Annotated in this window: 18 protein-coding genes; 10 read left to right on the forward strand and 8 right to left on the reverse strand. The window is 72.2% G+C overall.

Features of this window, described 5'->3' with window-relative positions:
- The first annotated feature begins 56 nt into the window (after nucleotides 1-56).
- The gene (locus A949_RS0126570) at nucleotides 57-1,355 is read left to right on the forward strand and encodes an exo-beta-N-acetylmuramidase NamZ family protein (protein WP_019359090.1); all 1,299 of its coding nucleotides are present in this window, start codon (nucleotides 57-59) and stop codon (nucleotides 1,353-1,355) included.
- Between the two features lie 91 nt (nucleotides 1,356-1,446).
- Here A949_RS0126570 and A949_RS0126575 read toward each other — a convergent pair whose 3' ends face one another.
- Nucleotides 1,447-3,291, reverse strand: coding sequence for an ABC transporter ATP-binding protein (locus tag A949_RS0126575; protein ID WP_026005060.1), 1,845 nt, complete (start codon nucleotides 3,289-3,291; stop codon nucleotides 1,447-1,449).
- A gap of 145 nt (nucleotides 3,292-3,436) precedes the next feature.
- On the opposite strand from A949_RS0126575, the gene A949_RS0126580 reads away from it, so the two are divergent.
- Both A949_RS0126580 and A949_RS0126585 read left to right on the forward strand, forming a co-directional pair.
- Complete coding sequence (locus tag A949_RS0126580) at nucleotides 3,437-3,883, forward strand: MarR family winged helix-turn-helix transcriptional regulator (RefSeq protein ID WP_019359092.1); 447 nt, start codon at nucleotides 3,437-3,439, stop codon at nucleotides 3,881-3,883.
- A 177-nt stretch (nucleotides 3,884-4,060) separates the two neighbouring features.
- Nucleotides 4,061-7,030 (forward strand): FAD-binding and (Fe-S)-binding domain-containing protein, encoded by a 2,970-nt coding sequence (locus A949_RS0126585; protein ID WP_019359093.1) that lies wholly within the window; start codon nucleotides 4,061-4,063, stop codon nucleotides 7,028-7,030.
- A gap of 50 nt (nucleotides 7,031-7,080) precedes the next feature.
- Here the strand turns inward: A949_RS0126585 and A949_RS0126590 are convergent, their stop codons facing one another.
- Complete coding sequence (locus A949_RS0126590) at nucleotides 7,081-8,499, reverse strand: alpha-amylase (protein WP_019359094.1); 1,419 nt, start codon at nucleotides 8,497-8,499, stop codon at nucleotides 7,081-7,083.
- A 323-nt stretch (nucleotides 8,500-8,822) separates the two neighbouring features.
- Here A949_RS0126590 and A949_RS0126595 point away from each other — a divergent pair, with 323 nt between their 5' ends.
- Entirely contained in the window at nucleotides 8,823-10,229 is a 1,407-nt protein-coding gene (locus A949_RS0126595; protein WP_019359095.1) for a Gfo/Idh/MocA family protein, read from the forward strand.
- Nucleotides 10,230-10,313: 84 nt separating this feature from the next.
- Here the strand turns inward: A949_RS0126595 and A949_RS0126600 are convergent, their stop codons facing one another.
- A complete protein-coding gene (locus tag A949_RS0126600) occupies nucleotides 10,314-11,156 on the reverse strand; it encodes a L,D-transpeptidase family protein (protein WP_019359096.1) in 843 nt (280 codons plus the stop codon).
- Nucleotides 11,157-11,336: 180 nt separating this feature from the next.
- Here A949_RS0126600 and A949_RS0126605 point away from each other — a divergent pair, with 180 nt between their 5' ends.
- Complete coding sequence (locus A949_RS0126605; RefSeq protein WP_019359097.1) at nucleotides 11,337-13,277, forward strand: ABC transporter transmembrane domain-containing protein; 1,941 nt, start codon at nucleotides 11,337-11,339, stop codon at nucleotides 13,275-13,277.
- A 68-nt stretch (nucleotides 13,278-13,345) separates the two neighbouring features.
- On the forward strand, nucleotides 13,346-15,115 hold the full coding sequence (locus A949_RS0126610) for an ABC transporter ATP-binding protein (RefSeq protein WP_026005061.1): 1,770 nt from the start codon (nucleotides 13,346-13,348) through the stop codon (nucleotides 15,113-15,115).
- A gap of 42 nt (nucleotides 15,116-15,157) precedes the next feature.
- Here the strand turns inward: A949_RS0126610 and A949_RS0126615 are convergent, their stop codons facing one another.
- Nucleotides 15,158-15,952: a metal-dependent hydrolase gene (locus A949_RS0126615; protein ID WP_019359099.1), complete on the reverse strand. Its 795-nt coding sequence runs from the start codon at nucleotides 15,950-15,952 to the stop codon at nucleotides 15,158-15,160.
- A 169-nt stretch (nucleotides 15,953-16,121) separates the two neighbouring features.
- Here A949_RS0126615 and A949_RS0126620 point away from each other — a divergent pair, with 169 nt between their 5' ends.
- Together A949_RS0126620 and tesB are read left to right on the forward strand one after the other, a co-directional pair.
- Nucleotides 16,122-18,650 (forward strand): DEAD/DEAH box helicase, encoded by a 2,529-nt coding sequence (locus A949_RS0126620; RefSeq protein WP_026005062.1) that lies wholly within the window; start codon nucleotides 16,122-16,124, stop codon nucleotides 18,648-18,650.
- 52 nt (nucleotides 18,651-18,702) lie between these two features.
- Nucleotides 18,703-19,626, forward strand: a complete 924-nt coding sequence (gene tesB, locus A949_RS0126625) for an acyl-CoA thioesterase II (protein WP_019359101.1) — start codon at nucleotides 18,703-18,705, stop codon at nucleotides 19,624-19,626.
- Between the two features lie 55 nt (nucleotides 19,627-19,681).
- Here tesB and A949_RS34680 read toward each other — a convergent pair whose 3' ends face one another.
- A complete protein-coding gene (locus A949_RS34680) occupies nucleotides 19,682-20,674 on the reverse strand; it encodes a DUF6397 family protein (RefSeq protein ID WP_158687639.1) in 993 nt (330 codons plus the stop codon).
- An 87-nt stretch (nucleotides 20,675-20,761) separates the two neighbouring features.
- Nucleotides 20,762-21,169 carry a roadblock/LC7 domain-containing protein gene (locus A949_RS0126635; protein ID WP_019359103.1) on the reverse strand — a complete coding sequence of 136 codons (408 nt, stop codon included), beginning with the start codon at nucleotides 21,167-21,169 and terminating at the stop codon, nucleotides 20,762-20,764.
- Nucleotides 21,170-21,352: 183 nt separating this feature from the next.
- On the opposite strand from A949_RS0126635, the gene A949_RS0126640 reads away from it, so the two are divergent.
- Nucleotides 21,353-21,967 (forward strand): class I SAM-dependent methyltransferase, encoded by a 615-nt coding sequence (locus A949_RS0126640; protein WP_019359104.1) that lies wholly within the window; start codon nucleotides 21,353-21,355, stop codon nucleotides 21,965-21,967.
- A gap of 81 nt (nucleotides 21,968-22,048) precedes the next feature.
- Here A949_RS0126640 and A949_RS0126645 read toward each other — a convergent pair whose 3' ends face one another.
- On the reverse strand, nucleotides 22,049-22,969 hold the full coding sequence (locus A949_RS0126645; RefSeq protein ID WP_019359105.1) for an oxygenase MpaB family protein: 921 nt from the start codon (nucleotides 22,967-22,969) through the stop codon (nucleotides 22,049-22,051).
- Nucleotides 22,970-23,107: 138 nt separating this feature from the next.
- Here A949_RS0126645 and A949_RS0126650 point away from each other — a divergent pair, with 138 nt between their 5' ends.
- The gene (locus tag A949_RS0126650; protein WP_026005063.1) at nucleotides 23,108-23,893 is read left to right on the forward strand and encodes a hypothetical protein; all 786 of its coding nucleotides are present in this window, start codon (nucleotides 23,108-23,110) and stop codon (nucleotides 23,891-23,893) included.
- 126 nt (nucleotides 23,894-24,019) lie between these two features.
- Here the strand turns inward: A949_RS0126650 and A949_RS0126655 are convergent, their stop codons facing one another.
- Nucleotides 24,020-24,202 (reverse strand): hypothetical protein, encoded by a 183-nt coding sequence (locus A949_RS0126655; protein WP_019359107.1) that lies wholly within the window; start codon nucleotides 24,200-24,202, stop codon nucleotides 24,020-24,022.
- Between the last annotated feature and the right edge of the window lie 161 nt (nucleotides 24,203-24,363).

A 24,363-nucleotide genomic window follows, 5' to 3' on the forward strand; every position in this document is an offset into this window, starting at 1 on the left:
GTATTAGCTTGCCCCACCGCCCGCTGCCCCCCTGGACGCCGGAAGGACGGTCCCCGATGACCGCTGCACCCTCGCGCCGTTCGCTGCTGGCCGGTGGCACCGCCGCCACCCTCGGCACGCCGCTGCTCGCCCCGTCCGCCGCCGCGGACTCCTCCCCTCCCGGCGGCGGCCACCGCACGCCGCGTGTCGTCCCGGGCGCCGACGCGGCCGCCGCCGGGGGCTGGCGCACGCTGCGGGGGCGGAAACTCGGCGTCCTCAGCAATCCGACCGGAGTGCTGCGGGACGCCCGGCACGTGGTCGACTCGATGGCGGCGCACGAGGAGCTGCGCATCGCGGGCGTCTTCGGCCCGGAACACGGCTTCCGCGGCAGCGCGCAGGCGGGCGGGTCGGAGCCGGAGTTCGAGGACCCGCGCACGGGGCTGACGGTCTATGACGCCTACGGCGCCGACGGGGCGAAACTGGCCGCGCTGTTCCGCAAGGCCGACGTGGACACGGTCGTCTTCGACATCCAGGACGTCGGGGTGCGCTTCTACACCTACATCTGGACGATGTACCACGCGATGGTCGCGGCGCGGGAGATCGGGGCGTCCTTCGTGGTCCTGGACCGGCCGAACCCGATCGGCCGCAGGGCGGACGGCCCGCTGCTGACACCCGAGTTCGCCTCCGGCGTCGGACTCAAGCCGATCATCCAGCAGCACGGTATGACGGTCGGTGAGCTGGCCCGCTACTTCAACGGCGAACTGCTGCCCCGGGAGGGCGACGGCGGCCGGGTGGAGCTGGAGGTCGTCCGGGTGCGGGGCTGGTCGCCGCGCACCCCGGCGCAGGAGACGGGGCTGGCCTGGGTGCCGCCGTCCCCCAACGTCCCGACTCCCGACACGGCGACCGTCTACGCGGGCACCGGGTACTTCGAGGGCACCAACCTGTCGGAGGGGCGGGGGACCACGCTGCCCTTCCAGTTCATCGGCGCCCCGTTCCTGGACCACCACTACAGCGACCGGCTCAACGCGCTCGGACTGCCGGGGGTGCGCTTCCGGGAGGGCTATTTCGTCCCCACCTTCAGCAAGCACCAGGGCAGGACCTGCGCGGGAGTGCAGCTCCTGGTGACCGACCCGGCCCGCTACCGGGCCGTGCCGACGGCGGTGGCCATGCTGCGGGAGGCGATGCGGTACGACGGATTCGCCTGGCGCGAGGACGCCGACCCGAAGCGGCCCTTCTGGATCGACAAGCTGTCGGGCTCCTCCCGGCTGCGGGAGATGCTGGACGCGGGCCGGAGCCTGGAGACGATCACCGGAGCCTGGCGGGCGGAGGTGCGCGACTTCGAGCGGGCCAGGCGTCCCTACCTGCTCTACCGGTGAGGGACCGCGGCGGTCACTCCCGCCGGGCCCCCGGCCCGGCGGCGCCCGTCCACCGCCGTCTCCGGGCCGGCCGCCCGCTGTCGCCTGCGGGTCAGCCGCGCACCGCCGCGTCCGCGGTCCGGCTGTCGCGCCGCACCAGCGCGGCGTACCTTCCCTCCGCCGCGAGGAGCTCGGTGTGGGTGCCGCGCTCGGCGATCCGCCCGCCGTCCAGGACGACGATCTGGTCGGCGTCGCGGATGGTGGAGAGACGGTGCGCGATGGTGAGCGTGGTGCGCCCTTCCGAGAGTGCGTCGACGGCTTCCTGGACCGCGCGTTCGGTGCGGGTGTCGAGTGCGCTGGTGGCCTCGTCCAGGATGAGCACCGGCGGGTCGCGCAGGATGGTGCGCGCGAGGGCGAGCCGCTGCTTCTCGCCACCGGAGAAGCGGTAGCCGCGCTCGCCGACGAGGGTGTCGTAGCCGTCCGGCAGCGCGGCGATCTGCTCGTGGATCTGCGCGGCGGCCGCCGCCTCGCGCAGTTCCTCGTCGGTGGCGTCCGGCCGGGCGAAGCGGAGGTTGTCGGCGACCGTCGCGTGGAAGAGGTAGGTCTCCTGGGAGACCACGCCGACGGCTCCGGAGAGGGTCGCGAAGTCGAGGTCCCGTACGTCGACGCCGTCGAGGGTCACCCGGCCCCCGGTCACGTCGTAGAGCCGGGGCACCAGGTAGCTGAGGGTGGACTTGCCCGAACCGGTGGCCCCCACGACCGCGAGGCTGCTGCCGGCGGGGACGGTCAGGTCGATACCGCGCAGAGTGTGGCCGCCGTCGCGTGCGGGGCTGCCCGGCGGACGGGTGTCGTAGGTGAAGTCCACGTTCTCGAAGCGGATTTCACCGCGCACCTGCGGAAGCGGGGCGGGGCGGCGGGGTTCGGTGATGGAGACGGGCAGATCGAGGTACTCGAAGATGCGCTGGAAGAGCGCCAGCGAGGTCTGCATCTCCACGCCCGTGGTGAGCAGCGAGACGGTGGGGCGCAGCAGCCCCTGCTGGAGGGTGACGAAGGCGACGAGGGTGCCGATGGAGAAGGCGGGCCCGCCGAAGTGGGTGAGCATGCCCGCCGTCCAGTAGAGCAGTGCGGGGATCGCGGACATGACGATACCGATGGTGGACATCCGCCAGCGCCCGGCCATGTGGGATCGGATCTCCAGGTCGGCCAGGGTCTCGGATTCACCGGCGAAGTTCCTGGTGAGCGAGTCGGCCCGGCCCATGGTGCGGCCGAGCAGGATGCCGCTGACCGACAGGGACTCGGTCACGAGCGCGGACATGGCGGCCATCTGCTTCTGCCGCTGGGTGGTGATGCGCTTGCGCTCCCGCCCCACCCGGCGGCTCACCCAGACGAAGAAGGGCAGCAGTACCAGGGAGGCCAGCGTGAGCCGCCAGTCCAGCGCGAGCATGGCGACGATGGTGGCCACCACGCTGGTGAGGTTGGAGACCAGCGAGGTCGCCGTCGAGGTGACGGTGGCCTGCATTCCGCCGATGTCGTTGGCGATGCGGGACTGGACCTCGCCCGTCCGGGTCCGGGTGAAGAAGGCGAGCGGCATCCGCTGGAGCTTGGCGTACACCCCGGTGCGCAGGTCGTGCATGACGCGCTGGCCGACCGTGGTGCTGATGAGCGTCTGGAGCACACCGAAGACGCTGGTGACGACCGCGGTGACGATCAGGCCGAGGGCGAGCAGCGAGAGCAGCCCGGTGCGCTGCTGGGGGATGGCGACGTCCAGGATCTCGCGCAGCAGGAACGGCGAGGCGACGGAGACCAGGGAGGAGGCGGCCACCAGGAGGCCGACCAGGGTCAGGCGGGCACGGTAGGGGCGGAAGAGCCGCAGGATGCGGCGCACCTGTGCGGGCTGCTCCCGCGGCGTCGGGGTTTCCTGCGGTGACGGCGTCCAGCCGGATGCTTCACGGTGCAAGGGGCTCCTCGGTACTCGGGGGTGTGCACCGGGGGCGGAGCGGTCCGCCGGCCCGGGGCGCTCGGCGGGCTGCGCCGAGGGTCATGGAGCATAGTTCATCGTTACCTATGTTCACAATGACCTATATCCTGATAACCTGCCGGGCATGGTCCACCACCCCTCCGCCGAACGCGCCTCCGACCTGGCTGACCAGCTCCTGCATCTGACGAAGCGGATCAACCACGCACATCGGGAGAACTTCGCGCCGCTGGGGGTCACCCCGGCGCAGGGCCGCATGCTGCGCACGGTCGCGCACTGTCCGCAGCCACCCCGGATGGCGGACCTCGCCGCCCGGCTGGGCGTGGTGCCCCGGCAGGTCACCAGCCTGGTCGACGCGCTGGAGGAACGCGGCCTGGTACGCCGCTCCCCCGACGCCACCAACCGCCGGGTGATCCGCATCGAACTGACGGAAGGCGGCTCGACGGCCCTCACCGCACTGCGCCGGGCCCGCAGGAGCGCCGCGGAGGAACTGCTCGCGCCACTGACCGCCGCGCAGCGCGACGAACTCAGCCGGCTGCTGGCCCTGCTCGATGCGGACCAGGGCGGTCACTGACCCTCGGCCACGGGCCCGCGCCGAGCCCGCGGAGGCGCGGGCGCCGCAGCGCAGCGACCGGCCGGGGACCGTTGCGCGGCGGGAACGACCCGCACGGATCCGGCCCGCCGGCGGAACTAGCATGTGCCACACACAAGCCCGCACTCCCGCCCGACCCCTGCGCGCCCAGGAGATGCCATGCCGCTGCTCGAACCCGAGGCCGGAGCGCTGCGCCCGCTGACCGGCACCGGCCACTCCCCCGCCGCCGACCGGGTCCCCGAGACGCTGGCACACGGAACGCCCCAGCCGCTGCGCGGCGACCTGGAGCGGCTGCTCGGGCCGGAGAAAGTGCTCAGCAAGGTGTCCGACTTGGTGCGCTACGCCTCCGACGCGAGCCCCTACCGCTTCGTGCCGCAGGTCGTCGTCCTGGCCGAGGACGTGGCCGATGTCTCCGCCGTGCTCGGGTACGCACGGGAGAACGGCCGGGACGCCGTCTTCCGCGCCGCGGGCACCTCCCTGAACGGGCAGGCCCAGGGCGAGGACATCCTGATCGACGTCCGCCGGCACTGGGCGGGCGTCGAGGTGCTGGCGGAGGGCGAACAGGCCCGGATCCGGCCGGGTACCACCGTCTTCCGCACCAACGCTGCGCTGGCGCGGCACGGACGGCTGATCGGCCCCGACCCGGCCAGCGCCATCGCCTGCACCGTGGGCGGAGTGGTGGCCAACAACGCCTCCGGGATGACCGCCGGAACCACGCGCAACTCCTACCGCACGGTCGCCTCGCTCACCTGCGTCCTGCCCAGCGGCACGGTCGTGGACACGGCGGACCCGGCCGCGGAGGAGAAGCTGGCACAGGCCGAGCCGGAGCTGTGCGCGGGGCTGCTGGCGCTCAAGGCGGAGATCGAGGCGGACGCCGCGCTGGTCACCCGGATCCGGGCGAAGCACGAGCTGAAGAACACCAACGGATACCGGCTCGACGCCTTCCTCGACGGCAGCACCCCGGTGGAGATCCTGCGCGGGCTGATGGTGGGCTCCCAGGGCACGCTCGGCTTCCTCGCCGAGTTCGTCTTCGACACCCTGCCCCTGCACCGGCGCACCTCGACCGGACTGTTCTTCTTCCCGTCGCTGTCCGCGGCGGCCGCAGCCGTGCCGCGCTTCAACGAGGCCGGCGCACTGTCCGTGGAGCTGATGGACGGGAACACGCTGCGCGCCTCGGTCAGCGTCTCCGGCGTGCCGCAGGACTGGGCGGAACTGCCCAAGGAGACCACGGCCCTGCTGGTGGAGTTCCGCTCCCCCGACGACGCCGTGCGCGAGGAGCGCGAAGAGGCGGCGCGTGCGGTGCTGGCCGAACTGGAGCTGGTCGCCCCGGTCGCCTCCGTCACCAACGAACTCACCCGCGACCCGGCCACGATCGCCTCCTACTGGAAGGCGCGCAAGGCGTTCGTCACCGCGGTCGGCGGCTCGCGCCCCGCGGGCACCACGCTGATCACCGAGGACTTCGCCGTACCGCCCTCCCGGCTGGCCGAAGCCTGCGAGGCGCTGCTGGAGCTGCAGGAGCAGCACGGATTCGACGCGGCCGTCGCCGGCCACGCGGCACACGGCAATCTGCACTTCCTGCTGGCCTTCGACGCGGCGGCGCCGGACGACGTGGAGCGCTACGCGGCCTTCATGGACGCGTTCTGCCGGATGACCGTGGAGCGCTTCGACGGCTCCCTGAAGGCCGAGCACGCCACCGGCCGCAACATCGCCCCCTTCCTGGAGCTGGAGTGGGGCAGCACGGCGACGGAGCTGATGTGGCGGGTGAAGCGGCTGCTGGACCCGACCGGGGTACTGGCGCCCGGGGTGCTGCTGGACCGCGATCCGCAGGCACATCTGCGAGGCCTCAAGTCCATCCCCGCGGTGGAGGCGTCCGCCGACCCCTGCATCGAGTGCGGCTTCTGCGAACCGACCTGCCCGAGCGAGGACCTGACCACCACGCCGCGGCAGCGGATCGTGCTGCGCCGGGAGATGACGCGGCAGGCCCCCGGCTCGCTCGTCGGCGAGAATCTGCTGGCCAGCTACGGCTACGACGCCGTCGACACCTGCGCGGGCGACTCCACGTGCAAGCTGGACTGCCCGGTCGGCATCGACACCGGAGCCCTGATGAAGACCCTCCGGCACGCCCGCCACTCGCCGCGGGAGGAGCGCGCCGCGGAGCGCACCGCGCGGCACTTCGCACAGGTGGAGCGCGCGGCCCGGCTCGCGGTGGCCGCCGGGGACCGGATCCGCCGCCGGGTGCGCGGGCGGGGAGGAGATCTGGGCGACCGGCTGCTCGGCGCCGCGACCGGTGCCGCCCGCCGGGCGGTCCGCCCCGACCTGGTGCCGCAGTGGCTGCCGGAGATCCCGGCGGCGGCTGCCAAACGTCTCCCGGCGACGGCCAGGCAGGACGCCGCCGCGGTCTACTATCCGGCGTGCGTGAACCGCATCTTCGGCGATCCGGACGGCCACCGCGGGCTGTCGCTGCCGGAAGCCCTGGTCACCGTGTCGGCCCGCGCGGGTCGCCCGGTGTGGACACCGGAGGACGTCACCGGGACCTGCTGCGCGACGATCTGGCACTCCAAGGGCTACGAGGCGGGCAACACCCTGATGGCCAACCGCATGGTGGAGGCCGCGTGGCGGTGGACCGACGGAGGTGAACTCCCGCTCGTCGTCGACGCGTCCTCCTGCACTCTGGGACTGACGGAAGAGGTCGTCCCGTACCTGACACCGGCCAATCGCACACTGCACGCGAGGCTGACCGTGCTCGACTCCCTCGTGTGGGCCGCCCGCGAGCTGCTGCCGCGGCTCACGGTGGAGCGGAAGGTCGCCTCGGCCGTGCTCCATCCCACCTGCTCCATGCGGCACCTGGGCGACGAGGCGGAGCTGCGCGAGGTGGCCGAGGCATGCGCCGAGGAGGTCGTGGTGCCGCTCGACGCGGGATGCTGCGCCTTCGCCGGTGACCGCGGCCTGCTGCACGAGGAGCTGACCGCCTCGGCGACGGCGCGGGAGGCCGCGGAGGTGAACCGTCGTTCCTACGACACGTATCTGTCGGCCAACCGCACCTGCGAGATCGGCCTCGACCACGCGACCGGCAACCGGGGATACCACTCGGTCCTCCAGGAACTGGAGCTGGCCACCCGGCCGCGGTGAACCGGTGCGGGCGGGCCGCGGGCATGCGGCCCGCCCGTCCACCCCGTTCCTCAGCCGGCCGCCTCGATGTGGAAGGCCACCGCTTGGTGGGCCGGGACCGTCAGCCGGGCGCTGCCGTCTGCGGCGACCGTGACCTGCTGCGCGCAGCCGCTTTGCGCGGCGGCGACATCGCAGTACGTCCCGGCGGGCAGGGAGGTCTGGAACGTCCTGCTCAGTTCGGCGTCGCCGTTGTTGAGGGCGACGAATCCGCGGTCGCCGCGCCCGAAGGCGAGTGCCTGGCCCTCGGACCACCAGTTCGTCAGCTCCGCGGTGCCCACCGTGTTGCGGAAGCCGACCATGCCGGTGATCTCGGGTTCGGCGTGGAGGTCCGTCCACCCGGTCTCCCCGGTGGGCGGTCCGGCGTCACGGTCGGTGAACATGTAGCCCGAGAAGATGTTCGGGGAACCGTAGGGATGGGCCAGTTCGAAGACGGTGGCGAGGGTGTGGGCGGCGCCGTCCCGGTAGGTGAGCGTCGAGCCGTTGCGTTCGGTGTCCCAGTTGTCGACGAACGTGCGTGCCGCCGCGCTCTCCAGCATGCCGTCACCGACGCTCCGCAGGGATCCGAGATCGCCGCCCTGGAAGGCGCTCTTGAGGCGGCGGCCGTAGCGGAACTCGTCCACGTCGCCGACACCGGTGTACTCCTCGGGCTGCACCGCCTCACCGGCACCGTGGATGACCTCGCTGACCCAGTAGCCCGGCGGCCGGGTCAGCTTCGCCTTGACGGCCGCCAGATCGGAGGCGGCCATGTGCTTGGCCGCGTCGATGCGGAACCCGGCCACGCCGAGGGAGCGCAGATCGTCGAGATATCCGGCGAGCGCCCCGCGCACCTTCTCGCTGCCGGTGTCCAGGTCGGCCAGGCCGACGAGTTCGCAGTTCTGCACGTCGTCGCGGTCGGTGTAGTCCGAGATGTCGTGCCGGCAGGTGTGGAAGTCGGCGTCCCGGTAGGTCCCGGGGTAGTCGTACTTGCTGTACGCGGTGCCGCCGGTGCCGGTACCCGACCCGGACGTCATGTGGTTGACGACCGCGTCGGCGATGACCTGCACACCGGCCGCCGCACAGGTGTCGACCATGCGTGCGAAGTCCTCCCGGTCGCCGAGCCGTCCGGCGATCCGGTAGCTGACCGGCTGGTAGGACGTCCACCACTGGTCGCCCCGGATGTGTTCGGTGGCGGGTGAGACCTCGACATAGCCGTACCCAGCCGGGCCGAGGGTGTCGGTGCACTCCCGGGCGACGGAGGTGAACGGGCGCTCGAACAGCGTCGCGGTGACGGTCCGTCCGCCCGGCGCAGCGGATCCGTCCGCGGCGGGCCGTGCCGGCACCGCGGCTGCCGGTGCCGGGCGGGCCGTCCGGGCCTGCCAGGGTGTCGCCGCCAGCAGGGCGCCGGCCACCAGCACGCCCGCCGTACCGGCGCTGAGCAGTCGTCTTCTCATCGTGCGGCTCCTTCGGTCTGCGGGCGCGCAAGGGCCCGGGAAGGCAGCAGCCGGCTAGCTCGGCCACCGTGGGGGGAGGCGAACGGGCGGTTGCCGAGGGCCCGTTCACGGGTGGTACGGCGGGGAGACTGCCGGTGCCCGGGAGCGCCGTCAAGTGATCCTGCAAGTATTTCCGTCTCATTGCGGCAAGATTTTGCGAGCACGGAAGTCCATCCACGGGCGACGAGAGTCCACGTGCGCACTCTTGCGGCCCGGTGGTCTCCACCAGCAGGGTCCTGCATCGAGATCACGCATCCGAGTTGCAGAGAACTGCGGGAGACCCGATGAGTGACGACCAGGGATTCAGCCGGCGTTCGGCACTGCGCACCGCCGGTGCCGCGGGTGCCGGGCTCGGCATCGGCGCGCTGGGCACCCCGGCGGAGGCGGCGCAGGGCGACGCCTCCGCCGCCCGGCAGAGCGCGAGCACCGCGGCGCCGCCACGCCGGGGCCGCACCATGATCGGCGTACCGTTCGAGGAGCGCAGCACCATCCGGGTCGGCCTGGTCGGCCTGGGCCAGCGCGGCGGGAGCATGATCGACCTGTTCCTGGCGCTGGAGGGGGTGCGCGTGGTCGCCCTGTGCGACCCGGTGCGGGAGAAGACCGAACGCGCGGCGAGGAAGGTCACCGACGCCGGACAGCCCGCGCCCGCCCTCTACACCAAGGGGGACCACGATTTCGAGAAGCTGTGCCGGCGCGGCGACCTCGACTTCGTCTATGTCGCCACGCCGTGGGACTGGCACTTCGAGATGGCCAAGGCCGCGCTGAAGGGCGGCAAGCACGTCGGCGTCGAATGCCCCATCGCCCTGGAACTGGAACAGTTGTGGGAGCTGGTCGACCTCTCGGAGCGGACCCGCAGGCACTGCATGCAGTTGGAGAACTGCGTCTACGGCCGCAACGAGATGCGCGTGCTGCGGATGGCGCACGAGGGGCTGTTCGGCGACCTCCTGCACAGCGCCGGCGCCTACCTGCATGACCTGCGCGGACTGATGTTCGATCCCGACTACTACGAAGGGCCCTGGCGCCGCAAATGGCACACCCGGCTGCGGGGAGACCTGTACCCGAACCACGGTTTCGGCCCCGCGGCCAACTACCTGGACATCAACCGCGGCGACCGGGCCGTCCGGATCGCGACCTTCGGCTCTCCCTCACTGGGCCTGGCCGCCTACCGCGAGGAACACATGCCGCCCGGCCACGAGAGCTGGAAGGAGACGTACATCGAGAGCGACATGTCGATCAGTCTCGTCCAGACCGCCAAGGGCCGGGTCGTCCGGTTGGAGCATGACGTCTCCAACCCGCACCCCTACTCCCGGATCAACACTCTCGGCGGCACCAGGGGAGTGTTCGAGGACTACCCACCACGCATCTACCTCGAACCGGACATGTCCGGTGACCAGTGGGGCGACTTCGGGCAGTACGAGGAACACGACCACTGGCTGTGGAAGGAACACGCCCATCCGCCCGGCGGGCACGGCGGCATGGACTACATCATGCTGTTCCGGTTGACGCAGTGCATGCGGCTGGGACTCGTACCCGACTTCGATGTCTACGACGCCGCGACCTGGACCTCGCCGGTACCGCTCAGCCACGCCTCCATCAAGGCCAAGGGAACGCCGCAGGAGATCCCCGACTTCACCCGCGGGCACTGGAGGAAGAAGCGGCCTGGCGTCGACTCCGAGAAGCCGGAGACCTGAGCGGGGCCGGAGAACGCCCCCGGCGCCGGCACGGGCTGAACCGGATGCGCCGGCACAGCACCGGGCCCGCGCCCCGCCCTCGGCTCACTTCCTGAGCGAAGCCCGGTCCCCCATCACCACCACGGGATGCTTGTCCGGGTCCAGCGTGCGCAACAGCGTCCGCATGCCGGACTCGGACAGGCTCACACACCCCGACGTCCCGCTGCCGTGATCCATGTGCAGCCAGATACTGCCCCCCTTGGCCTTGCCCTGCGGGCGGGTCGGGTCGAGGGGGGAGGTACCGGTGACACGGTTGTAGTCGATCGCGATCACATGATCGAAATCGTGCCGGGTCTTCTTCGGCCAGTACGAGGGCGGGGTGAACGCCGACGTGTGCGTGTAGGGCAGCTTGGCCTCGCTGTCCGGCAGCACGCCGCCCGCGTCCGAGAGTGTGAAGACGCCGACCGGACTGCGTTTGTCGCCCTCGTGGTGGTCGGCCGTCCAGCCCTTCTTGCCGTTGTGACCGGCCCAGCTGTGCTCCTCACGCCACTTCTTGCCGTGCCGGGTGTAGAGCCGCACCGTGGCCTGTGCCGCGTCCTCGCCCTTGCCCTCGACGGCCACGACCTGGCGCGCGTCATCGGGGATCTTCGACTGGAGCCGGTCACCCACCCGGGGGATACGGGTGGGGTTCTCGGCCAGTTCGGCCTGCTCCGAGTGCTCGGGCACCTTCGTCCGCTTCGGGCCGCCGGAATCGCGGTCGCTCCCGCCGTCCCCGCATCCGGAGAGCAGCACGGTCAGCGCGGTGCCCACCGCGGCGGCCGCCAGGACTCCACGGGCCGCGCCCCGGCCGCGGACCCGGCCGGTCGGCGCACCGTCCGGGGAGAAGTCCTGGGCGGCCTCCGGCCGGACGGTTCCGCCACCTGTACGTCGTGCCCCACGCATGCCCATGCCCTCCATCCTCGCATTGGCCGGAAGTACGCCGCCGTCCGGGAAATCCCGTTGCAGACGCGGCGGCGACCCGGTGGGATCGGCGGACGTCCCGCGAGATCCGTACCGCCTGCCCGCAGCTGCCGGCCCGCCACCTCGCGTGCGTCCCCGTCCGTGCGGTTTCGAGCCCATTGGAACACCATGCAGATCCGCGACCTCCCCTACGACGACCCCGGCGAACCCGATGTCCGTTCGGGCCTCCGGCTGCTGCTGTGGCTGGGGCGGACGCAATGGGGCGGCCAGTGCAGAGCGCTGGCCTGGGGAGTCGTGCATCTCGCCTCGATCGCCGCCTTCCCCGCCGTCGCCGGACTGGCGGTGACCGCGGTCGTGAACCGCTCCGGCGGCGACCTGGCACTGGCCGCGCTGGCGATGGCCGTCGTCACGCTCACGGTGACGGCAGGCGACACCCTGCTGCACCGGGCCGCCGTCACCAACTGGATCACCGCTGCCGCACGCGTCCAGCAGCTCCTGGCGCGCCGCACCGCGGCTCTGGGCGCGACCCTCACCCGCAGGGTCGCCGCGGGCGAGATCGCCGCCGTCTCCACCGGTGACATCGAACGCATCGGGTGGTGCGTCGAGGCTGCCTCGCGCTTCAGTGCCGCCCTGCTGACGACGCTGGGCGTCTGCGCCGCGCTGGTCGTCTACCAGCCGCAACTGGGTCTGCTGGCATGCGCCGGCATGCTCGCGCTGGCGCTGACCGTGCTGCCGCTGCTGCCGAGGGCCACCAGGCGCGCGGACACGCAGCGCGAACACGCCGGGCGCGCCACCGAACTGGCCGCCGACACCGTGGCCGGACTACGGGTACTGCGCGGCATCGGCGGTGAGGAGCTCTTCCTCACCCGCTACCGGCGGGCCTCGCAGCAGGTGCGGCACGCCGCCGTGCGCACGGCCCGCATGTGGTCGTTCATCGAGGCGGTCCAAGTCGCACTGCCCGGACTGCTGCTGGTGGCCGTGGTCTGGTACGGCACCCGGCTGGCGCTGGACGGGCACATCGCGGTGGGCGAACTGGTGACGGTCTACGGTGCGATCAGCTTCCTGCTGGTACCGCTCCAGCTCTTCGGCGAGTTCGCCATGTCGTACTCCTTCTCGCGCCCCTCGGCGGCACGCGCGGCACGGGTGCTGGGACTGCGGCGGCCCGGCGAGGAGCAGCAGGCGGCGACCGCACCCCTCACCCGGCCGGACGCGCGAGAGCGGCCCGCCCGCACCGGCTCCGCCGAGGTGCGGGCGGGACTGTACGACCCGGCCACCGGGCTGCGCGCCCCGGCGGGTCTGCTGACCGCCGTGGTCTGCGGTGACCCGGACGCGGCAGGGCACCTCGCCGAACGGCTGGGCGGGCACCCCGCCTCCGCCGGTCCCGGCACCACCACCGGAACGGGGAATACGCCGCCGTCCTTGGCCACGGGGCGAGCCGGCCGGACGCCGGACCGGAGACGGGAGAGGGAAGACGTCTCGGTACTGCTGGACGGCTCACCGCTGGACACGATGCCGCTGGCCCATGCCCGGGCCGCCGTGCTGGTGCAGGACAAGGATCCGGTGCTGCTCTCCGGCACACTGGCCGATCTGCTGGACGTGCCCTCCTCCGGCGCGGTGGACGCCGGCCGGGCGCTGCAGGCCGCCCAGTGCGGCGACGTCCTCGCCGCACTGGTGCAGGGCACCCCGGATGCGAAGGGCGACCCCATGCGGGCCAGGATCACCGAGCGGGGACGCTCCCTCTCGGGAGGACAGCGGCAGCGGCTCGCGCTCGCGCGGTCGCTGCTGACCGATCCCCCGGTACTGGTGCTGGACGAGCCGACCTCGGCCGTCGACGCGCACACCGAGGCGCGCATCGCCCGGGAGCTGACCGCGCTCAGGTCGGGGCGGACGACGGTGGTCCTCACTTCCAGTCCTCTGCTGCTCGAGACCGCCGACCGAGTGGTCTTCGTACAAGGTGCCGGAGCCGCGGCCGCCGGCACCCACCGGGAGCTCCTCAGCTCCCAGGACGCGTACCGGGCCGTCGTCACCCGGGCACCGCAGCCCGACGCCGTGCGGCCGGCCGGGCCGCGGGCCCAGCACGCGACGACCGAGGGAGCCGAATCCACGTGAGCCGCCAGAGCCACCGGGCGCCAGACGACCGGACGGCGGGCGAGGGACGCCGCGGCCCCCGGTTCGGCGTGCCCGAGCCCGGCTACGACCCGTCGGCTCCGGAAGACGTCACGATCCTTCCCGTCGGCTCCTCAGTGACGGTCCGCACCTATGTACGTGAGCTGCTGCGCCGCCACCGGCGCGCCTTCGTGCTGCTCGTCGGGGTGAACAGCGGCGCCGTCCTCGCCTCGACGGTGGGCCCCTGGCTGCTGGGCGGCATCGTGGACGGGCTCGCAGCCGGCCGGGAGGACCTGCGACTGGGCCGGGTCACCGCCCTGTTCGCCCTCGCCCTGCTGGTGCAGACGGTCTTCACCCAGCAGGTGCGGGTGCGCGGAGCGATGCTCGGCGAGGAGATGCTGGCGGACCTGCGCGAGGACTTCCTCGTACGTGCGGTGGGGCTGCCGCCCGGCGTGCTGGAGCGGGCCGGAACGGGCGACCTGCTCTCCCGGATCACCACCGACATCGACCGGCTGGCCGACGCCATGCGCAAGGCGGTACCCCAACTGGCGATCGGCCTGGTGTGGGCCGCGCTGCTGGTGGGGGCGCTGTGCGTCACGGCACCGCCGCTGGCCCTGACCGTGCTGCTCGCGCTGCCGGTGCTGCTGGCGGGCTGCCGCTGGTACTTCCGCCGGGCTCCGCACGCCTACCGGGCGGAGGCCGCCGGCTACGCGGCGGTCGCCGCGGCACTGGCCGAGACGGTGGACGCGGGCAGGACGGTGGAGACGCACCGGCTGGGCTCCCGCCGGGTGGCGCTCTCCGAGCGCCGGGTCGCCGAGTGGACTGCCTGGGAGCGCAGGACCCTGTGGCTGCGCACCGTGCTCTTCCCCGCCGTCAACCTCAGCAACATGCTGATCATGGGTGGTGTGCTGCTGCTGGGCGGCGTCTTCGTCCTGCAGGGCTGGATCGGCGTCGGCCGGCTCACGACCGGTGCCCTGCTCGCGCAGATGCTGATCGAGCCCGTCGGCCTGATCCTGCGCTGGTACGACGAGCTCCAGGTCGCCCAGGTCTCCCTCGCGCGGCTGGTGGGCGTCCGGGAGATCGAGACGGAGGCGGGCGAGGGTCCGGCGCCCGACGGCGAGGACCTCCGCGCCGGCGGAGTGCGGTTCGGCTACCTGGCCGATGTCGACGTCCTGCACGGGGTGACCCTGGATGTCGCCGCCGGCAGCCGGGTCGCTTTGGTCGGGCCCTCCGGGGCGGGCAAGTCGACGCTCGGACGGCTGCTGGCCGGGATCTACGGACCGCGCCGCGGCGAGGTCACCCTGGGCGGGGCCGCGTTGAGCGAGCTGCCGGCGGAAGAGGTGCGCCGCCATGTGGTGCTGGTCAACCAGGAGCACCACGTCTTCGTGGGTACGCTGCGCGACAATCTGCTGCTGGCGCGGCAGGACGCGGACGACGCCGGGCTGTGGGCGGCACTCGGCGCGGTGGACGCCCGCGGCTGGGCCGAAGCACTGCCGGACGGGCTGGACAGCGCGGTCGGCTCCGGCGGGCTGGCCGTCACCCCGGCACAGGCCCAGCAGATCGCACTGGCCCGCCTGGTACTGGCCGATCCGCACACACTCGTTCTGGACGAGGCGACGTCGCTGCTGGACCCGCGTGCTGCCCGGCATCTGGAGCGTTCGCTCGCCCAGGTCCTCGAGGGGCGCACCGTGGTGGCGATCGCGCACCGGCTGCACACCGCGCACGACGCCGACGTCATCGCGGTGGTGGAGGAGGGCCGCATCAGCGAACTGGGCTCCCACGACACGCTGGTGGCCGCCGACGGCCCCTACGCCGCCCTGTGGCGCTCCTGGCACGGCTGATCCGCGGCGGGGGCCGCGGCGCACCGGGGCCGCGGCGGGGGCTCAGCCTATGAACCCCAGGGCCACCACGCTCCCGGCCCCGCTCAGCACCATGAAGACGGGCATCAGCACCGCGTTCTCGACCTTGGCTCCGGCCCGGAAGCGCATGAACCGGGGGGTACCCAGCGGATACCACCGCTTGCCCGCTATCGGGATGGGCCACAGTATCGGGCAGCCGGAGATCGTCAGAGCGTCGCCGATGTTGTGCACCATCGCGCCCAGCACGATCGGCAGCCCCATCCACAGGTACTCCTGGCCGTCCCCGGTGAACAGCCAGTCGGCACCGCTGCCGGGCTTCTCCAGCAGGTTGGCCAGGATCCATGCGCACGCGGCTCCCAGCAACCACACCAGCACATCGCTGGAGACCCGGGCCATCCGCCACAGCAGGCCCTCCACCGCGAGGACCACGTGGATGAAGAGGATGACCAGCACCGCCCAGCGGCCCCAGACGGCGGCGGCCGCGGAGAAGCCCGCACCGATGAGGAGCGCCCAGGGCCAGGTGTGGGTGAGGGTGCGGTGTCCTCCGGAGCGGCGCCGCTCGCCACCGGAGCGAGTGCTGTTGTAGACGGCGGCGGAGGTCTTGTCCACCACTCCGCACAGCAGGCGGGAGAGCGGACCGAAGGCCCGGGAGATGGTGGCGGACTTCTGGTCGAGGTCGGGGGCCAGCGCCGCCCCGGCGCACAACAGCGCCCCGATCACGACCACCGGCCAGGGCATCGGATGGTCCAGCAGCGCCGCGGCCGCCCCCACCCCGAGCCAGGCAGTGGCTCCCGACAGCGAGTGCGCCGGTCCCATCATGCGTATCCCCGCCCTGTTCCTTGTGTCGCGTCGGCGGCGGCCCACGCGGGGCCCGCCCCGCGCCCGCGCCGCTGCCCTCGGCAGCTGATGCCCGTTCGGCGACACAGCGTAGCGCCAGGTGATCTTCATGAGCCCACCGGTTCCCTGATCGTCCCGGGCAGCAGGCAGTATGGGGGGCGTGACAGCCACCCTTATCGACCAGATGCCGAGCGACGCCGATCCCGATGCCCTCTTCGAGTCCTTCTCCGGATGGGCGGAAGAGCGGGGCATCTCGCTCTATCCCGCCCAGGAGGAGGCGCTGATCGAGGTGGTCTCGGGGTCGAACGTGATCCTGTCGACCCCGACGGGATCCGGCAAGAGTCTGGTCGCGGCGGGAGCGCACTTCGCCGCGCTCGCCCAGGACAAGGTGACGTTCTACACCGCGCCGATCAAGGCACTGGTCTCGGAGAAGTTCTTCGATCTGTGCAAGCTCTTCGGCACCGAGAACGTCGGGATGCTCACGGGGGACGCGTCCGTCAACGCGGACGCACCCATCATCTGCTGCACCGCCGAGGTGCTGGCGTCCATCGCGCTGCGCGACGGGGCGGACGCCGATGTCGGCCAGGTGGTGATGGACGAGTTCCACTTCTACGCGGAGCCGGACCGGGGCTGGGCCTGGCAGATCCCGCTGCTGGAGTTGCCGCAGGCGCAGTTCGTGCTGATGTCGGCCACCCTGGGGGACGTCTCGCGTTTCGAGGAGGATCTGGCCCGGCGCACCGGCCGCTCCACGGCCGTGGTGCGCTCCGCGACCCGCCCGGTGCCCCTGTCGTACGAATATCGCACCACGGGTCTCACGGAGACGCTGACCGAACTGCTGGAGACGCATCAGGCACCCGTCTACATCGTGCACTTCACGCAGGCGCAAGCCGTGGAGCGGGCCCAGGCGCTGATGAGCATCAACATGTCGACCCGCGCGGAGAAGGACGAGATCGCGAAGGTCATCGGCAATTTCCGCTTCACGACGGCGTTCGGCCGCAACCTCTCCCGCTATGTGCGGCACGGGATCGGAGTGCACCACGCCGGAATGCTGCCGAAGTACCGGCGGCTGGTGGAGCGGCTGGCCCAGGCGGGACTGCTGAAGGTCATCTGCGGCACGGACACCCTCGGTGTGGGCGTCAACGTGCCCATCCGGACCGTCCTGTTCACCGCGCTCACCAAGTACGACGGCAGCCGGGTGCGCACCCTGCGCGCCCGCGAGTTCCACCAGATCGCGGGCCGGGCCGGCCGAGCGGGCTTCGACACCTCGGGCTTCGTCGTCGCGCAGGCCCCCGAGCACGTGATCGAGAACGAGAAGGCGCTGGCCAAGGCGGGAGACGACCCGAAGAAGCGCCGGAAGGTGGTCCGCAAGAAAGCCCCGGAGGGCTTCGTGAGCTGGGGCCAGCAGACCTTCGAGAAGCTGATCGCCTCCGACCCGGAACCGCTGTCCTCCCGCTTCCGGGTGACGCACGCCATGCTGCTGTCGGTGATCGCACGTCCCGGTGACGCCTTCGCGCAGATGCGGCGGCTGCTGGAGGACAACCACGAGGGGCGGCGGGCCCAGTTGCGGCACATCAGGCGGGCCATCGCCATCTACCGCTCGCTGCTGGACGGCGGCATCGTCGAACAGCTGGAGGAGCCGGACGCCGAGGGCAGGCGGATCCGGCTGACCGTGGACCTCCAGCAGGACTTCGCGCTCAACCAGCCCCTGTCCACTTTCGCGCTCGCCGCCTTCGAGCTGCTGGACCCCGAGTCGCCCTCCTACGCGCTGGACATGGTGTCGGTCGTCGAGTCGACGCTGGACGACCCGCGCCAGATCCTCGCGGCCCAGACGAACAAGGCCAAGGGCGAGGCCGTTGCCGAGATGAAGGCCGACGGGGTCGAGTACGAGGACCGGATGGAGCGGCTGATGGACATCAGCTATCCGCAGCCGCTCGAGGAACTGCTCTTCCATGCCTACGGCCTCTATCGCAAGTCCCACCCCTGGGTCGGGGACCACCCCCTCTCCCCCAAGTCGGTCATCCGGGACATGTACGAACGCGCGATGACCTTCAGCGAGTTCGTCTCCTTCTACGAGCTGGCTCGCACCGAGGGCATCGTGCTGCGCTACCTGGCGAGCTCCTACAAGGCTCTGGAGCACACCGTTCCCGACGACCTGAAGTCGGAGGACTTCCAGGACATCATCGAGTGGCTCGGCGAGATGGTCCGCCAGGTCGACTCCAGCCTGCTGGACGAGTGGGAGCAGCTCGCCAACCCCGAGGACGAGTCGGCGGAGGAGGCCCAGGAGCGGGCCGACCAGGTCAAACCGGTCACCGCCAACCCCCGCGCCTTCCGGGTCCTGGTGCGCAACGCGATGTTCCGACGGGTCGAACTGGCTGCCTTGGACAAGTTCTCCGAGCTGGGTGCCCTCGACGGCGACGCGGGCTGGAGCGAGGACGCGTGGGCCGAGGCCATGGCCGGATACTGGGAGGAGTACGACGAACTCGGCACCGGACCGGACGCACGCGGTCCCCGGCTGCTGCGGATCGAGGAGGCTCCGGAGGACCGGCTGTGGCGCGTCCGGCAGGTGTTCGCCGACCCGCGCGGCGATCACGACTGGGGTGTCTCTGCCGAGGTGGACCTCGTCGCCTCGGACGAGGAAGGCCGCGCGGTCGTCGAGGTGACCGGCGTCGGCCCCATGTGAGCACGGTACCGCGCGTACCGGCTGCGCCGGACGCGAGAGAGGAACCCACGAGATGACCGGGCCCAGCCCTGCCGAACGCCTTGTCGACCTGCTGAACCTGGAGGAGATCGACCTCAACATCTTCCGGGGCAGGAGCCCCAGGGAGTCCCTCCAGCGGGTCTTCGGCGGCCAGGTCGCCGGGCAGGCACTGGTGGCGGCGGGCCGCACCGTGGACGAGGACCGTCCGGTGCACTCGCTGCACGCGTACTTCCTGCGGCCGGGGATTCCCGGTGTGCCGATCGTGTACCAGGTCGAGCGGGTCCGGGACGGGCGCTCGTTCACCACACGCCGGGTGATCGCCGTCCAGCGGGGCCGCACCATCTTCAACCTCACCGCCTCCTTCCATGTGAGAGAGCCCGGCTTCGAGCACCAGATGCCGATGCCCGGGGTGCCGGAACCCGAGAGCCTGCCGCGGCTCGCCGACGAGGTGCGCCGGCGGCTGGGCTCCCTGCCCGAGCCGCTGGAGCGGATGGCGCGCCGGCAGGCTTTCGACCTGCGCTACGTGGACCGGCTCCGGTGGAGCACCGAGGAGCTGACGGGAGTCGAGCCGCGCAGCGCGGTGTGGATGCGGGCGATGGGCTCGCTCGGCGACGACCCGCTCGTCCACACCTGCGCCCTCACCTACGCCAGCGACATGACCCTCCTGGACGCGGTACGGCTGCCCATCGAACCCCTGTGGGGTCCGCGCAACTTCGACACCGCCTCGCTGGACCACGCCATGTGGTTCCACCGCCCGTTCCGGGCCGACGAATGGTTCCTCTACCAGCAGGAGTCCCCCATCGCGACCGGTGCGCGCGGTCTGGCCCGGGGCCAGATCTTCGACCGGCAGGGCAACCTGATCGTTTCGGTGATGCAGGAGGGCCTGTTCCGCCCGCACAGCCCGGAGCCGGGGACCTCGTCCAGCGAGGAAACCCGAGGAGAGACGCCTTCGCCCTGAGCACCCCCTCCTGCGCCCCGGTACGCGGGGCGGACGGGCTGCCGCGCGGCCTGGTTCACCCGGCGGCCCGCACCCCGGGCCGCGGCCTGCGGCGGCGCAGCAGGGACCACCGGCGCCGCGCGCCGGAGGCGGCGGGCGGTCCCGCGACGGGACGCGCGGTTCCGGGGCGGGGCCGCCCCTCTCCGGCGGCGCCCGAGGGACCGCTGCGGCCCTCCGCGGGTCCGGAACCCGGCTCGCGGGCACCGCGGGCGGCGCACGCCGCTGCGGTGGCCTCTGCGGCCCTGGCAGTCTCCAGGTCGGCGTCCAGCAGGAAGCGGTACCAGCGGATCTCGTCGGCGCCGTCGGCCAGGCAGACGTCCTCCAGAACGTCCCGCGTGGCCTCGGCGACACTGCGGGCCCCCAGGAAGTCGGGCCGCAGCGCCCTGAGCCTGGCGCGTTCACCCGAGTCGGGCACGGCGTCGGCGAGCGCCGCGTCGTCCAGCACGCTCGCCCGGGCGGCGGCCCGCTCCCAGTGGCCGACGGCATGCCGGGTGAGCTGGCCCACCCGGCGTCCCCGCCAGCGCCGGGCGCGGTGGTCGGTACCGGCCTCCAGCCCGGCCCGCAGTCCGGCGGGAAGGCGATCGGAGAGCAGCCGGGGGTTGTTCTCCGCGAAGTCCCGGAGCTCCTCGGCGAGATAGAACCAGACGACGGTACGGTACCGGTTCACATAGAAACCGGCCGGGCCGAAGCAGCCTGCCCTGGCGAGCCGTGCGCACCGGGAGTGGCTGATGTCCAGCAGTGCGGATGCCTCCCCTGCGTCCATCACGCGCAGCCGCTCGCGCAGCGCCCCGGGGAATCCCGGAGCGGCCTTGATCCGCTCCACTTCCGTCCGGGGCACCCGGCGTGCCCGGCCTCCCGGCCCCGGTACGGTACGCACCTCTTCGATCTGCACCGCCAGGTCGAACTCCCTGGGGCGCAGCCCCAGTTCCCGCGCAGCCGTACGCAGACCCACGTCGGCTGTCTCCCGGAGCGGCGCCGACGTGCGGTGCTCCATGGGCTGATGTCGCATACGGTCATCCCCCGTCGCTCGTTCCTCACCTTGCGTGACAACGACGGTAGCCCGGAGCGCGGAACCCCGCCCGGCCTGTGGAAAACCCTAGGGACCCGCAGGCCGGTCGCCGTTCCGGGCGGCCAGCCCGAGGTGCTCGCCGACGCGGTTGACCAGCAGCGTCATCTCGTAGGCGACCTGCCCGATGTCCGCTTCGGCCTCCGCCAGCACACACAGGCAACTGCCGTCGCCCGCCGCCATCACGAAGAACACTCCCTCGTCGAACTCGATCATGGTCTGGCGCACTCGTCCGGCCTTGAAATGCTGCCCGGATCCCTTGGCCAGGCTGTGCAGCCCGGACGAGACCGCGGCCAGATGTTCCGCGTCCTCACGCTCGAGGTCGTGGCTGCTCCCCGTCACGAGCCCGTCGTTGGAGAGGACCAACGCGTGCCGGACCGACGAGATCCGCTTCGTCAGGTCGTCCAGCAACCAGTCGAGTCCCGTGTTCAGTGCCACGACGCGCCCCCTTTTCCTCGGCATCTGCCGTGCCACCCTTACCCACGAGAGCACAGTCAGCAACCATGAGCTGGTGATCTGTTGCGCACAGTTACTCCCTTGTCGCAACTGTCACAGAGGTAACGAGGGAGCGGGTCCGAATCAGCTTTGCCGAAGTCGCCGCCGGGCGGGGAGGATAGGAGGATGGCACAGGACCTGGCAGACGACCGCGAAGCGGTCCGGGCGTTCTTCGGCGAGCGCGCCGCCCACTGGGACGCACGCTTCCCCGACGACGGACCCGCCTACGCCGCGGCCGTGGCCGAGATCGGGCTGCGGCCCGGCGACGCCGTACTCGACGCGGGGTGCGGGACCGGACGGGCGCTGCCCGCGCTGCGCGACGCGGTGGGTCCGCGGGGCACGGTACTGGGCGCCGACCTCACTCCGGAGATGCTGGCAGAGGTGGTGCGGGCGGGCCGGGGGAACACGGCCCTGCTGTTCCTCACCGACGTCGCCCGGCTCCCTCTGCGACGGGCCTGCCTGGACGCGGTGTTCGGCGCCGGGCTCATCTCCCACCTCCCCGGCCCGCAGAGCGGTCTGCGCGAGCTGGCGCGCGTCGTTCGCCCGCGCGGGCGGCTCGCCCTCTTCCACCCGGTGGGCCGCGCCGCGCTGGCGGCCCGCCGGGGCCGCCGGCTCACGCCGGACGACGTCCGGGCCGAGCCGCGACTGCGGACGCTGCTCGACGCCACCGGCTGGCGGCTGGTGTCCTTCGCCGACGAGGACGACGGATATCTGGCACTGGCGGAGCGACTGCCCCGATGACACCCCGGAACCGGAACCGGGAGACCGTACCGGCATCCCCGCGGACCGGCGGCTGGGGAACGAGCCGGGGCGCCGCCGCGCTCAGGCGTGCCGGTCACGCGGCTCCTCCGCCGCCCGCGGCACGGGACACGAGCCGACCGGGCCGCCCCGGGCGGGAAAGACCCCCAGATCAGCGATACGGAAGCCGTCCGGATAGCCGGGGTATCCCTTGATCTCCGGGTTCTGCCTGGCATAGTGCGGTCGCCGGCGCGGCGGCATCAGCCGCACCGCCCGGCCGCGGAGCCGCAGCGCTCCCCTGGTCAGCCTCCGGGCGAGTACGCCCGGCTCCGGGTACCGGAACGCCCGCAGCAGCGCATCGTCGAGCAGCGCCAGACTCGCACCGCGCACCACAGGGGCGAGCGGGCGCGGATACCAGGACGCCATCAGCTCCAAGGTGGCGTCGGAGACCTTCCGCGCTCCCTGGTCCCAGCCGAAGTGCTCCGCCTCGTAGCGGTCGAGGAAGCGCTCGAACTCGGCGTAGCTGCCGGGGACCTGCTTGATGCCCATACGCTGCCCGAGGGTGCGGTAGTAGGTGCTCACCGCGCGCAGCTCGTGCTCGGTGAGACGACGCCAGCCGAACGCGTCGAGCCAGCGCTTGGGCATGACGACGAAGGTGCACAGCACGTAGCGCATGTCGTCGTCGCCGATGTCATGAGCGTGATGCATCTGGTTGATCCGGCGCACCGCGGTACGCCCCTGCACACTGTCGAAGCCATGCTCGACAACCGCGTCCAGCAGGAGCGCCGTGTCGTCGTAGCGCTTCTGCGAGCGGTCGGTCAGCTCCGCGGTGGCGGCCAGCAGCGCGCCGATGCTCGGTACGGCGTACGTGCGGTACAGGGCGAGTTCGAGGGCCCGGGTGAAGTCCCAGGGGAACTCGTATGCCGCGATCAGGCGGTAGATCTCATGCGCGTCCTGCTCCGGGTCGAGCCGGAGGATGTGGCCGAGCCGTTCGTAGCGGCGCACGCGGGGTGCTCCTCTCCCTCGGATGCTGGTGTCGGTCACGGAGGTGTTTCGGCTGCCCCTCCTGGACACGTTCCATCTGTCGCCTCCGGACTCCGGGGGCTATCGTCACCGAGATCCACCAGGAACGGGAGGTCATCGGTGGCTGCGGAAGAGGAAGATTCGCTCTATGTGCTGACTGCCGTGCTGCTGACGCCCGCACAGTTCCCCAGTGTGCTTGCCGACGACTACCCCGCCGCTTGCGCCGCGCTGGGCCTGGAGCCCTATGCCGAGGGATACGGACTCGTGCTGGGACAGGACGGGGCCGGTGCGCGCTGGACCGTGGTGACGGAGGAGGTGCCCCAGGTGGCGTGTGCCATCGCGGCCTGGGACTGCGGTATGGAAGCGGATCTGTCCGCGGACGAGCGCGACATCGTCGCGGTGCTGCCCGGGTGGCCGCTGGCACTCGCGGTCTCCGCACCCGGTCTGCCCGAGCCGCACGATCCGGCCCTGGAGGGGGAGCTGGCGGACGCCGGGCCCCTGCTCGCGCCGCCGGACACCTCCGGCTGGGGACCGGCGCAGCGGCGGCTGGGCGCGGACGAGATAGCGCTCCAGTGGGCGCAGTGGCGGGCGCAGGTCGACGACGAGGTGGAGTTCGTGGAGTCGGGCGGCGAGCCCGCCGCACCGGTGCGGCGGGTTCTGGAGGAGGTGCGGGCCTATCTGGCGGCGCCCCCGCCGCCGGGGCGGATACGGTCCGCGTTCGCCTCGGGCGACTCCCGCACCCTGCGGGCGGACGGCCCCGGCTGGAGCGTGGTGGCACGCACCGACGACATCGCGTTCGTATTGCTGGACGAAGCGCCCGGAGAGGTCCTCCCGGTCGGCCGCGGTCGCGAACTGCCCGAGCTTCTCACGGCCCTGGACGGCATCGCGCTGCGCCCGGCCGCGTGACGGCTGGGCACCGCCCGGTCACCGCACCCGGCCGTGTCCTGCGGCGCAGCGGCGCCGGGGCGCCCGGTGCCCCGGGCATGCCCGCCCCGGCGACGACTGCGTGGGGTGCGCCGCGGGCCGAGCGGCTCAGCGGTCCAGTTCCTTGCGGCTGACTCTGCGCAGCCTCCTGCGCTGCGACGGATCCAGCGCCAGATAGGCGACCGCGGGGACGCCCACGATCACCAGCAGCGCGATCCAGAACGACGTCAGCCACCACAGCAGCAGCCCGACGGCCACCCCGCCGACGGCGATCTTCGCTCGGTTGGTCATCTCCGTACCTCCTGCGCACCCGCGGCGTGCCCTCTGTCGTCCAGTCCGGCAGCTCCGCCTCTCCTTCCATTGAACGCCATCCGGGCACGGCGGGTTCCCTCTCCCACCGGCGGGACCACCGCGTGCCGCGGGGATGCGCCGTACGCGGCGGACGGCTCCGG

The sequence above is a fragment of the Streptomyces sp. AA1529 genome (genome assembly GCF_000280905.1).
Classification (GTDB): Bacteria; Actinomycetota; Actinomycetes; order Streptomycetales; family Streptomycetaceae; genus Streptomyces.